Origin of the sequence: Parvimonas micra (assembly GCF_037482165.1) — a bacterium.
Lineage (GTDB): Bacteria > Bacillota > Clostridia > Tissierellales > Peptoniphilaceae > Parvimonas.
This window is the reverse complement of sequence record NZ_CP148048.1, coordinates 648,543-661,100: the sequence shown is the minus strand read 5'-3', so window position 1 is coordinate 661,100 and position 12,558 is coordinate 648,543. Positions and strand designations below refer to the sequence as shown.

Genomic DNA, 12,558 nt, shown 5'->3' with positions numbered 1-12,558 from the left:
TATAGGTATATCTCTTTATAATAATAGCTCCAGATTGTCCCATTTTGTATTAATTAGTAATTTTCACCAAATATTACCTCTCTAAAAATCTTAACAAAACTTTTTTCCTTCATAGCTTAATATATTAATTTCGATAATTATAACAATAAAACAAAAAAAAGTCAACTAATTTTAATAAACAGACTTAATTATATTAAAACACATAAAAAAAGAGCAAATAACACGTTATTAACTTCTTTTTTTATTAATTATTTTTTTATTTCTTCAACAGATGTTTCTTTCTTTTCATCAAGATTATTTTCATTTTCATTTTTAACACAATCTTCTTCATCAATGATATCTTCATCTTCATCATCTGCTTCGTATTCAATTTCATCATCGTCATTGTCAATAAGTTCAACGTCATTTTTATTTTTACTAACTAAATATCCATATCCACCTATTAGAACAAATATACATGCAATGATAGGATATATCCAAAACGATCCTTTGTTAGTCAATTTAGGGTATATCTTTAAAAAGTTTTTAAAAACTTCAAAAAATTTAAAATGATAGCGATTAGCTATATTAATAGATGTTACAATTACCTCCGCTAAAATCATTGATGCACATGAAACTATAATTGATATAACAACTCCCAATTTTGTTAATTTTCTTGAAAATAAAGTATACATAAAAATTGCACAATATAAAGCAACTGCTCCGGACCACGAACTAAATACTTTTAACATAGCCACTCCTACATACAATGCAACCCCCGGTAAACATCCGATAATTGCACCAATCGTTCCAAATAAAATATTTCCTTTTTTCATAATATCTCCTTTTTATTATTTGTATTTAAAATTTTTTAATAATAACTCTTAATATGTCTATTGCTTGTCTTGTTCTCAATAAAACAGAAACAATTGTATAAGTAATAGCTGCGAATATTAAAGCAACTAAAAAGCTTAAATTTGAAGATAACTTAATATTTAGTAAAATAAATATTAATTTTGATATAATTGCCATTGAAATCACAGAAATTAAGACTTTTATACCATTATTAACAATTGCTTTTGACTTTATCTTTCCAATTTGTTTTTCAAGTTTAATATATAAATTTACTGCTCCAAATATAGTTGCAATACTTGAGCCTAATGCAAGACCATTAAGTCCCATAAATCTTGATAAAATAATTGACATGATTACATTTAATACGACCATTTCAACAGAGTTTATAAGTGGTATTCTAGTCATTTTTAGTGCATAAAAAGCATTAGAAAGTACATCTCTAATTCCTAACCCTATAAGTCCTATTGCATAATAAAACAAAACTCCAGAAACCAAAATAACATCATTTTCATCGAATTTTCCTCTTTTAAATATCAAAGTTACTATTTCCTTTGAAAAAATTAGTATTCCTACACAAGCAGGTGTTACTAGATATATAATAGTTGAAAGAGTTTTAGCAATCTGTACTTTAAACTTTTGTTTTGACTCTATAGCTAATTTACTAAGTGTTGGGAAAATAGAAGTAACAATAGATACTACTAAGATTCCCCATACAAATTCATTTAATTTAACTGAATAAGATAGAACAGAAATACCTCTTACAGAAATAAAAGATGCTAAATTTTTATCAATAAGTTGATTTATTTGATTTACAGCAACCCCAAAAATAATTGGAAGTGCTAATACTAACATTCTCTTTACATTTTCATCTTTAAAATTGACAATAAAATTATGTTTATATCCTGTACTTTTAATAGCAGGAATATATGGAATGTATTGAAAAATTGTAGCAATAGCTACACCAATAGGTGCTAACATTGGATTTATTTTATAACTTATTATTAAAAATATTATAATAACAATATTATATATAAATCCTGTAGAACCAGGAACTACAAAATTACCCTTTATATTTAAATATCCTTTAAGTATTGAGTTTAATAGTTGAGCAAACATTCCAAGTATAGTAATTCTAGTAAATGTAACTGATAATTCAAAAATTTCTCCAGAATATCCCATTGCAAATAAAAATACAATTTGTCTTGCAAATATATAAGCTAGAACTGTTGCAATAATAGAAATTATAAAAATTATATTTAAAATATTACTTGTAAACTTTTCAGATGTTTCTTTTCCCTCTCTTTTTTCCAAAGAAGTATAAGTTGGTATAAAATTAATTGAAATACCAGACATAACAAATCCTAAAATTGTATAAGGAACCAAAAGTGAAATTTGAAAAGCTGTTGCTATCTCTCCTGTCCCATAAAAATAAGATAATAATATTTCTCTAAAAAATCCTAATATTTTAGATAAAATATTTATAACCATTAGCAAAAAAGCCGTATAACCCATAGAATTCTCCTATCATAAAAAAGGTCAAAAACATAAGTTTTTGACTTTAGTTTTTATATCTACTTGTTACTTTATCATTAAGTCCATACCATATAAATATTCTTGAAGTTTTATGTAAATGATCCATAAAAACTTTATTTATATGATTATAAAGTTCCTCTAAATCTTTTTTTGTCAAAAATTTTTCTTTCTGTAAAACATAATAATTATTATCTTTAAATTCTAATTTTAATTGTTTTACAATATAATTATTAAGATTAAAAATATAATCTTTAATCACATTTTCAAAAAAATCATTAGTCTTTTCTTCAAATTTTTTATTTAAATTATAATAATCTATAACATTATTTATTAATCTATTTCTAAATCTATAATCTTTAGATGATAATTTTCTCACAATAAGTTTTTGCTTTCTACTAATTTTTAAATTAGGATAATTGACTAAAAAATAATTTTCCACTTCATTAGCAAAAACATTTGATTTTTTTCCATATATATAAGAATCTACAGCTAAAACAATTTCAAGACGATTTATATCGTCATAAACCAATTTTTGTACTGCACTCTTTATATATTCTTTATCAGATCTATTCTTGTAAAAGCTGTCTAAACTCTTTGAGATTTTATTAAAAATTGCTTGTCTAAATCTTACATTAAATCCACGTTGTTCAATTGAGAGTGAGGAAATAAAAATATCAAAAGCAACTGAATCTTTTAAATATAAAAAATTATATTCTAAAGCAATTCTAGTGTCTTTATCTAATAACGCATTCATTTCTTCCCTCCCCCCTTAGTTTAAAAATTAATATATTCACAAAAAAATTTAGTTTTAAGCTATTTACACAAAAAAACTACTATATCATTATTTAAATTTCTTAAAAATTTTTTAAAAACTTCACTATGTTTAGATCCATAACTATTAGAAAGCCTTGTAATATCAACGGCAACTGTATTGAATTCACGTCTTTCAATTTCAAGTAAAATATCAGAAAAAATATCTTCCAAAAATTTTTCATCTTCTTCTTTTTCAATTTTTTGTGGAATTGAACAAAGTACAATATAAGTTGCTTTTAGATTAAACGCCGGAACAACTTTAAATTCTCCTGTTGTTAATGAACTTAATTTACTAAAAACATCGAGTAGTCTATTTCCAGCCTTAGATATTATTTCCATAGTATCATCATTTGAAAAAGAATTATCAACGAAATAAACTATGCAGTCAGATTCAATATCAAAAATATTTTCGCTAACCACTCTAATATCCATAACAAACCTCCAAAAGCTTATAATAAAAATAGTACAATTATTATATATTTTTTTTTAGATTTAGTCAATAATCATAAGCATATAAAATTGATAATTTTATGATTAATATTTTTTAATTATTTTTCAATTAATAAAATGTTATGATATAATAATCGTATATAGTAAAATTATTTACTTTATTACGAATATTTTAATATAATAATCTTTAAATAATTTTAAAAAGGAGATTTTATGAAAAACTCAGGAATAATTGCTGAATACAATCCATTTCATTTAGGTCATAAATATCAAATAGACAGAATAAAAAATGAATTGAATTCCAATATAATTGCAATAATGAGCGGAGATTTTGTTCAGCGTGGTGAATGTTCAATCTTAGACAAATACACAAGGGCTAGAATTGCAGTTAATAATGGAGTTGATCTCGTAATAGAACTTCCATTTTACTACAGTTTGCAAAGTGCTGAAAACTTTGCAAAAGGTGGAATATCTATTCTAAATAAACTAGATATCATAGACTATCTTTGCTTTGGTTTCGAATGTGAGAAAAAAGAGGATATTATAGAAATTGCAAAATTTCAACTTCAATACAAAAATGAAATAGAAGAAATCTTAAGCTATGAAATGAAACTTGGAAAAAGTTATGCAGTTGCATATAAAAATGCTTGTATAGAAATTAACAGAAAATATAAGATTTTAGAAATACAAGATGACTTTTTTATTTCCAATAATATTCTATCAATTGAATATGTCAAAAATATAATACTATCAAAATCTAAAATAACTCCTTTTCCTATAAAAAGAAAAGGAAAAAATTATAATGATGAGGATTATAATTCAAAAGAGCAATTAAGCGCTTCAGCAATAAGAAAAGCAATTTATGAAAATAATTTAGAAAAAATTGAAAATTTTTTAGATAAAATAACTTTTTATGAAATAAAAAATTCAGTAGAAAACAATATTTTACCTAATGAAAAAATTATTTTAGAAATTTTAAAATACAATATTCTAATAAATCAAATAAATCCCAAAAATATTGTAAATTACGAAAATGGAATTTTAAATTTAATTAAGAAAAATATTTATTCAGTAAACTCTATAGAAGAATTAGCAGAGAGAATACAGAGTAAAAGATATAAAAAAGTTAGAATTAAAAGATTTATTTACAATTATCTATTGAATATAAATAATGAAATAAAGGAAATGTATTCTAAAGATATTGAATATATAAATGTTTTAGGCTTTAATAAAAAAGGGCAAGAATTGCTTAAAGAAATTAAAAATAAAACTAATCTAGAAATTGTAACAACAAACAAAAGCACACATAATCTATCGGATTTTCAAAAAAACAAATTTGAAATTGAACAAAATTCAAGAAAACTTTATAAGCTATTCACAAATACCAAAAATGAAACTGAATTTATATCTTTTTTGCATGAATAAATATAATAATAGTTGTCTAGTATAAAATAATACAATCATAAATGTATGATATTTATCTAGTAATTTCCAATAATTAGACATTAAAAATAAGCTGATAAAGACTACTATTGTATTCTTTATCAGCTTTTTGCTAAATAAAATTTAATATTACAGGAATTAAAATTACTGCTAAAATTCCTGAAATTGAAATTGATACTGTAGCAATAGAGCCTTCGATTTCTCCAATTTCCATTGCTTTTGCAGTTCCTAGAACATGACTACATGATCCAAGTGCAACTCCCCTTGCAACTTTATCATCTATTTTAAAAATCTTAAAAATTAATTCACCTACACTATAACCTATAATTCCACAGATAACTATAAATACCATAGAAATTTCCATAATTGCTCCAATTTTCTTTGAAATTTCATAACCTATAGCAGATGTAACAGATTTTGGTAACATAGAAAGCAAAATCTCTTTATTTATTCCAAAAACATTGCATAAAAATATTCCAACAATTGCTCCAACGCTTATTCCAACTAGACATCCAAACAATATTGGAAGAAAATATTTTTTTATAATATCTAAATTTTTATATAATGGTACTGCCAGCACAACAGTTGCAGGTGCAACAAAAAAAGTTAATATATCAGCTCCTTGCTTATAATTTGAATATGGTATATTAAGAACAACAAGAACTAAAATAATTAAAATAGAAGATGTAACCATTGGACTTAAAAATTTTAATCCTAAATTTATTTGAATTTCATACCCTATTACAAATGTTATTATAGTTAAAAAAATACCAAAAAGTGGATTGTTAATTATTAATTCCATTTTTATCTCCTTTTACAAAAATCTTTACAAAAAAAGTTGTAGCAAAAGCCGTGATAATCATAGATACAACTACACTTACAAATAAGATTAAGAAAATTTGTAAAAATTTCCCATTAAAATAATGAAATTTATCTATAACTCCAATAACTAATGGTGTCATAAAAAGTGTAATACTTTCAAGTAAGAATTCTGAAACTTTTTCTATTTTTTTTAAATGAATTACTTTAAAATATAACAAAGTAACTAAGAATAACATTGATAAAATTGTTGCTGGTATTGGAGATTTAAAAATAACCTCTAAAATAGTTCCAAAAAATAAAAAAATTAAAATAACTAAAAATTCATAAATATGTTTAATAAAAATCATCTCCTAAAATAATTTAAGGGTTATCTCTAACCCTTAAATTTCAAATTTATCATATTTCCCATATAATTCATCAAGATAAACCATTGCTACTACTGTTGGCCCTGTATGACATCCAATAACAGCATCTACTCCACTAATTATTACATCACTATTATTAAACTCACTAATCAATAGCTCTTTCAAATCATCTGCCTTATCTTTACAGTCTCCATGAAAAACAACAAGTGTTTGTTTATCTAAAACATCAGATTTACTCCTTATAATATCTATCAATTTTTTCTTAAATGCCTTATGACCTCTAACTTTATCAATAAAATTAAGCTTCCCTTCATCTTTCGAAATATCTAATATAGGACAAATATTCAATAAGTTCCCTATTATGAACTTAGCCTTATTTAACCTTCCACCTCTATAAAGATATGTTAAATCATCAACAGAAAAAATATAATTAATATGTTTTTTATAAAAATCTATATATTTTAATATTTCTTCTATACCTTCATTGTTTTCAATCATTTTAGCAACTTTTATATCAAGAATTCCATATCCAAAGCTAGCTCCTAAACTGTCTATTATGTGAATTTTAGCTTCTGGAAATTCATCTAACAAGTCATTTTTTACCATATTAGCAGTATTATAAGTTCCGGAAAGGCCTGAAGATAAGGAAATATAAATAATTTCATTTTTTTCTAATACTTCTTTTTTAAATGTATCATAAAAATCTTTATATGATACCTGGGATGTTTTATAATTAACTCCTTTAGTCATATTCTCAAATAATTTATATTTATCTATATCATGATTTAAAATATATTCATTTTCTCCATCTGTAACTACCATATTAAAAATTTGGATTTTATATTTTTTTGCAATTTCTACTGGAATATCAGCTCCCATATCAGAAAATAACTTTATCATATCTACCTCCATTTTTAAAAAACTTACCTAGTCTATATAATATACTATTTTGGAATTTTTTGCAAGAAAAAAATAGTTTTAAAATAAAACTATTTTTGAAAATTAGTATTTAATTTGTAATTACCAAATCCACAGGCAAATCAAATTCGTTTTTCGGAACTTTCTCTACAATTTGTTCTTTAAATGCCAAAGCTATAGTATGTCCTTTATAATCTTTTAAATATCTATCATAATATCCTCCACCAAAGCCAATTCTATAATTATTCTTATCAAATCCTACTCCAGGTACTAATATTAAATCAATATCATTTTTTTCAACAATATTTTTTTCAATTTCAGGAGGTGTTTTAATTCCATAATAACCCTCAATTAATTCATTCAAAGAATCTATTTTATAAAAAGTCATCTTTCTAGTTTCTTTTTCGCATATTGGTGAACATACTGTTTTACCCTCTTTTAATAATTTTTCAATTATAGGGTATGTGTTTATTTCTGTTCCAAATGGAATTGTTAATGCTACGCATTTAGCATTTTTAAAATTTTCATTTTCATATAATTTTTTATATAAAATTTCTTCAAATATTTTTCTATCTTCTTCAGATATTTTTTTTAATTTTTCTTGAATTTGTTTTCTTATAATTTTTTTATCCATTAATAATCACTCACTCCCAAAAGTTTGCGAATTTCCCCCACAAAATATAAAGATCCAAATGCTGAAATAACATCTTCTTTATTTGAAATTTCAAAGGCTTTATCAATAGCATCTTGATAACTTTCAAAACTATAAACTTTTTTTTCAGTTAGGACTTCAATTCTCTCCTTTAATTCCAATGCTTCCATTGCTCTTTCTGAATCTGGCCTTACAGTTAGAAAAACATCAAAACATGGAATAATTTTCTTTAGCATTTCATTATAATCTTTATCAGCTAACACTCCAAAAATTGCAATTTTTTTATTATTTTTATAGTAAAAATTCATATTTGAAATAAATTTTTCTATACCGTCAATATTATGTGCTCCATCTAAAATAAAATCTGGATTTTTAGAAACAAGTTCAAATCTACAAGGCCAATCAACTGTTGAAAATCCATTATATATACTTTCATTTGAAATATCAAAACCCATTTTTCTAAGCTCTAAAAGTAGCTCAAGAGAAATTGTAGCATTTTTAACTTGATGTGATCCAAGTAAATTTATTTTTAAGTTTTTAAAATCTTTATAGTCAATAACTTGCCCTGATTTTTTATTTTCCAATACTTTAATTTTAGATAAATCATTTACTATAACTTTAGAATTCTTAGATTTTGCAACTCCTATTATATTATCCATAATTTCAGTATCTTGGGAATATAGAACTAGAGGAACACCATCTTTAATTATTCCTGCTTTTTCAAGAGATATTTCTTTTATAGTATTTCCTAAAAATTGTTGATGATCAAAACTTATAGATGTAATTAATGTAATTAAAGGTTTGTTTATTACATTTGTAGCATCAAGTCTTCCACCTAATCCTACTTCCATAATAGCAAAATCACAATCTTCTCTATAAAAATACAAAAATGCTAAAGCGGTTACAAGTTCAAAATCGGCCGGAAAAACTTCAAGAGTATTTGCAATTTCCCTTACCTCGTTCATTAATTCTATTAATTTATCTTCTGGAATATTTTTATTATTTATTCTAATTCTTTCTTCAAAATTGTAAATAGAAGGAGAAGTAAACATCCCAACTTTATACCCTTGTGAAACTAAAACAGAATTTACAAAAGAAGTGCAGGAACCCTTACCATTGGTTCCTGCAATATGAATAATTTTTAATTTATCTTGTGGATTTCCTAATTTTTCCATAAGATTTTTTATATTTTGTAAACCTAATTTAACTCCACTGCAAACTTCTCCTCTGAGTTTAATCATTGCAGTTTCATAATCCATATTATTTTACCTTTTTTCTAGCGGCAATTAAACATTTTTCTGCTAAAACTGAAGTAGTTATTGATCCAATACCGCCTGGTACTGGATTAATATAACTTGCAATTTCAGAAACTTCATCAAAATGAACATCACCAGTTACCTTTCCATTTTCATCATAATTTGTTCCAACGTCAACTACTATAGCTCCTTCTTTTACAAATTCTTTTGTAACAAAATGAGCTTTCCCAATAGCTGAAACCAAGACATCTGCATTTTTACATACTTCTTTTAAATTTTGAGTTCTACTATGACATACTGTAACTGTTGCATTCTTTGCCAATAATAACATTGCAACAGGTTTGCCGATAACATTACTACGCCCTAATACAACTGCATTTTTACCACTTAAATCTAAATCATAAAATTCTAACATTTTTATAACAGCAGCAGCAGTACAAGGAATGAAACTATCTTCTTTCGGATAGAAAACTTCTCCAATATTATATGGACTTACTCCATCAATATCTTTTTTAGGATTAATTTTCATTCCAACCAAATCATCGTCAATATGTGCAGGTAATGGTCTTAAAAGTAAAAAACCATCAACACTATCATCGTTTCCAATTTTTTCTAGTTCAGAAATAAAATTAGCTTCAGTAATATCTTCTGGATAGTGAAATTGAACACATTCAATTCCTAAAGAAGATAAAACTTTAATTGCTGCGTTTTCATAACCTATAGAATCACTTCTATCTCCAACTCTAATAAAACCACAAGTAGTAACTTTTCCTTTTTCTTTAAGTTCAGCAACTCCTGCTTTAATCTTTTCCTTTAAAGCAATTGCTACTTCTTTACCTTTCATTATTGTTGTCATAATAGTCTCCTTATTTTAAAAATCCATTAAATATTTCTTCAAACGCCTTGTTAGCAAGATTCGTTCCGTCTTTTAATAATTTCATGGATTTTTCATTTATCATCTTAATATTATCTTCATTTTTCATTGAAGAAGTGTTCGCAAAGACACTAAGACTTGCTCCTTTAAGAGCGGATTCTAAAAATACAGCTCCAGTTGCAACATCTCCAATAAGATTTTTGTTTCCAATTCTTATAAGTCTATCTACTAGACAAAGTGCTTCATAAGATTTTTCCATTATTTGTAATGGAATCATAGCAGCATTATAAAGATTTACTTCTAAAGCCTCTCTCTTTAATCTTTTTTCTTCGTCAGTATTTCTTGGCATCTTATAACATTGAGAAAGTGGATAAAAAGCATCCGCGTCTCCTTGAACTAATTCTTTTAAGGAAGTAATTAATTCATTATACTTTTTAATTTGTTCTTTAATCTCTTCTTCAACATCTTTAAATTTTTCATTACCAGTAGTATAAATTGCATCCATATTTAAAAGGGCAACTCCCAAAGCACCTACAAGGGCGGATGCTCCTCCGCCCCCTGGTACTGGTTGTTTATCTGATAATTCTTGAATAAATAAATTTATGGTTTTATCACACATTTTTTGTTCCATAAATTCCTCCTATTAACTAGAATAATCCAACTATCTTTCCGTCATCAGTAATGTCAATATTATTTGCAGCAGGAACTTTTGGTAGTCCAGGCATAGTCATAATATCACCACTATAAGCAACTGCAAATCCTGCACCTGCAGCAATCTTTATATTTTTGATATTTACTTTAAATCCTTCTGGTCTACCAACTTTATTCTTGTCATCAGAGAATGAATATTGCGTTTTTGCCATACAGATAGGAACATTTTTAAAACCTAATTCTTCTATAGTTTTAATTTTCTTTTTAACTCCTGGAGAGAATGTTACACCAGAACCTCCATAAACCTTTTGAACGATTTTATTTAATTTTTCTTCTAAAGAGTCTTCAATATCATATATTTGATTAATTGGTTTGTCATTTTCTGCAAGTCTTACAACTTCATGAGCAAGGTCAACTGCACCTTCTCCACCTTTTGCCCAAACATCTGAAAGAACAACATTAACACCTAATTCCTTACATTTAGTTTCAATCAATTGAATTTCTGCATCAGTATCTAATGGAAATTTGTTAATTGCAACAACACAAGGAATGCCAAATAGATTTTGCATATTTTCAACATGTTTTAGTAAGTTTGGAAGTCCTTTTTCTAAAGCAACTAAATCTTCATTTCCTAATTCTGTCTTAGCAAGTCCACCATGCATCTTTAAAGCTCTTACAGTAGCAACAACTACAACTGCATTAGGATTTAAACCTGCAAATCTACATTTAATATCTAAGAACTTTTCAGCTCCTAAGTCAGCTCCAAAACCAGCTTCAGTAACAACATAATCAGAATATTTCAATGCTAATTTTGTAGCAATTATACTATTACAACCATGAGCTATATTAGCAAAAGGTCCACCATGAATAAATGCAGGAGTATGTTCTAATGTTTGAACAAGATTTGGCTTGATAGCATCCTTTAATAATGCCGCCATTGCACCTTGAGCATTCAAATCTTTTGCTGTTACTGGTTCACCCTTTCTATTGTAAGCAACAATGATTTTTCCTAATTTTTCCTTTAAATCTTTTAAATCATTTGATAGACATAAAATAGCCATTACTTCAGATGCAACTACTATTTCAAATCCATCTTCTCTTGGAACACCATTTGCTTTTCCGTTTAATCCATCTACAATAAAACGAAGTTGTCTATCATTCATATCAACAACTCTTTTTAATGTAATAGTTCTGGAATCGATATCTAATTCATTTCCATGATTAATATGATTATCTAACATAGCAGCTAATAAGTTATTAGCAGCACCAATAGCATTAAAATCTCCAGTAAAGTGTAAATTTATATCTTCCATAGGAACTACTTGTGCGTATCCACCACCTGCAGCACCACCTTTAACTCCAAAAACCGGTCCTAAAGAAGGTTCTCTTAATGCAAGAGATGTTCTTTTTCCTATTTTATTTAGTCCATCACCAAGCCCAACAACAGTAGTAGTTTTACCTTCTCCTGCAGGAGTTGGAGTTATAGCAGTTACTAAAATTAACTTTCCATTTGGTCTTTCGTTATAATCTTTCAATTCATGTATATTCAACTTTGCTTTATAGTTTCCGTAAAGTTCAATAGCTTCTTCCGGAAATCCTAAGTAATCAGCTACTTCTCTGATAGGTTTCATTTTTGCTTCTTGAGCAATTTGCACATCTGTCTTCATAAAAGTCCTCCTTTTTAATTTAAAAAACATTTATTGGGAATCGTTATTCCCTTTATTCAGTATACAATTTATTTAATAATATGTCAATATCTTTTATTCTAAAAAGAATCTTATATCATTGTAAAATAAACTACACACCTATAGAATAAAATACCCTTATAAATAAAAAGCAAAACAGATTTTATTATAAAATTATATAATTGTTAATATCATGATGAACGTTTGTTTATTATTAAAAATATAAAGATTATAGTATAAATTTATAAATATATTATCAATT

General features: G+C 25.9%; 13 protein-coding genes. 1 reads left to right on the top strand and 12 read right to left on the bottom strand.

The genetic code is table 11. From position 1 onward, the window contains the following. Positions 1-248: 248 nt before the first annotated feature. From WFJ11_RS03245 to WFJ11_RS03230, 4 genes are read right to left on the bottom strand one after another with little or no spacing between them, the layout of a single operon-like run. Positions 249-815 (bottom strand): hypothetical protein, encoded by a 567-nt coding sequence (locus WFJ11_RS03245; RefSeq protein WP_338817689.1) that lies wholly within the window; start codon positions 813-815, stop codon positions 249-251. A gap of 25 nt (positions 816-840) precedes the next feature. Then, complete coding sequence (gene murJ / locus WFJ11_RS03240) at positions 841-2,346, bottom strand: murein biosynthesis integral membrane protein MurJ (protein ID WP_338817688.1); 1,506 nt, start codon at positions 2,344-2,346, stop codon at positions 841-843. Positions 2,347-2,392: 46 nt separating this feature from the next. Beyond that, the gene (locus WFJ11_RS03235; RefSeq protein ID WP_009372728.1) at positions 2,393-3,121 is read right to left on the bottom strand and encodes a hypothetical protein; all 729 of its coding nucleotides are present in this window, start codon (positions 3,119-3,121) and stop codon (positions 2,393-2,395) included. Between the two features lie 59 nt (positions 3,122-3,180). Then, a complete protein-coding gene (locus tag WFJ11_RS03230) occupies positions 3,181-3,612 on the bottom strand; it encodes a macro domain-containing protein (RefSeq protein ID WP_338817687.1) in 432 nt (143 codons plus the stop codon). A gap of 231 nt (positions 3,613-3,843) precedes the next feature. Here WFJ11_RS03230 and WFJ11_RS03225 point away from each other — a divergent pair, with 231 nt between their 5' ends. Then, a complete protein-coding gene (locus tag WFJ11_RS03225; protein ID WP_338817686.1) occupies positions 3,844-5,055 on the top strand; it encodes a nucleotidyltransferase family protein in 1,212 nt (403 codons plus the stop codon). 130 nt (positions 5,056-5,185) lie between these two features. Here the strand turns inward: WFJ11_RS03225 and WFJ11_RS03220 are convergent, their stop codons facing one another. From WFJ11_RS03220 to WFJ11_RS03185, 8 genes are all read right to left on the bottom strand, one after another. Next, on the bottom strand, positions 5,186-5,875 hold the full coding sequence (locus tag WFJ11_RS03220) for an LrgB family protein (protein WP_338817685.1): 690 nt from the start codon (positions 5,873-5,875) through the stop codon (positions 5,186-5,188). Continuing rightward, positions 5,859-6,242 carry a CidA/LrgA family protein gene (locus WFJ11_RS03215; RefSeq protein WP_338817684.1) on the bottom strand — a complete coding sequence of 128 codons (384 nt, stop codon included), beginning with the start codon at positions 6,240-6,242 and terminating at the stop codon, positions 5,859-5,861. Before WFJ11_RS03215 ends, WFJ11_RS03220 begins: the two co-directional genes overlap by 17 nt. A gap of 33 nt (positions 6,243-6,275) precedes the next feature. After that, a complete protein-coding gene (locus WFJ11_RS03210) occupies positions 6,276-7,160 on the bottom strand; it encodes a DegV family protein (RefSeq protein ID WP_338817683.1) in 885 nt (294 codons plus the stop codon). A gap of 109 nt (positions 7,161-7,269) precedes the next feature. Beyond that, positions 7,270-7,812: a 5-formyltetrahydrofolate cyclo-ligase gene (locus WFJ11_RS03205; RefSeq protein WP_338817682.1), complete on the bottom strand. Its 543-nt coding sequence runs from the start codon at positions 7,810-7,812 to the stop codon at positions 7,270-7,272. Beyond that, positions 7,812-9,089 (bottom strand): folylpolyglutamate synthase/dihydrofolate synthase family protein, encoded by a 1,278-nt coding sequence (locus WFJ11_RS03200; RefSeq protein WP_338817681.1) that lies wholly within the window; start codon positions 9,087-9,089, stop codon positions 7,812-7,814. Before WFJ11_RS03200 ends, WFJ11_RS03205 begins: the two co-directional genes overlap by 1 nt. 1 nt (position 9,090) lies before the next feature. After that, positions 9,091-9,942: a bifunctional 5,10-methylenetetrahydrofolate dehydrogenase/5,10-methenyltetrahydrofolate cyclohydrolase gene (locus tag WFJ11_RS03195; protein WP_009372587.1), complete on the bottom strand. Its 852-nt coding sequence runs from the start codon at positions 9,940-9,942 to the stop codon at positions 9,091-9,093. Between the two features lie 10 nt (positions 9,943-9,952). Then, positions 9,953-10,591 (bottom strand): cyclodeaminase/cyclohydrolase family protein, encoded by a 639-nt coding sequence (locus WFJ11_RS03190; protein WP_009372798.1) that lies wholly within the window; start codon positions 10,589-10,591, stop codon positions 9,953-9,955. Between the two features lie 16 nt (positions 10,592-10,607). Continuing rightward, on the bottom strand, positions 10,608-12,278 hold the full coding sequence (locus WFJ11_RS03185; protein WP_009372757.1) for a formate--tetrahydrofolate ligase: 1,671 nt from the start codon (positions 12,276-12,278) through the stop codon (positions 10,608-10,610). Positions 12,279-12,558: the final 280 nt, after the last annotated feature.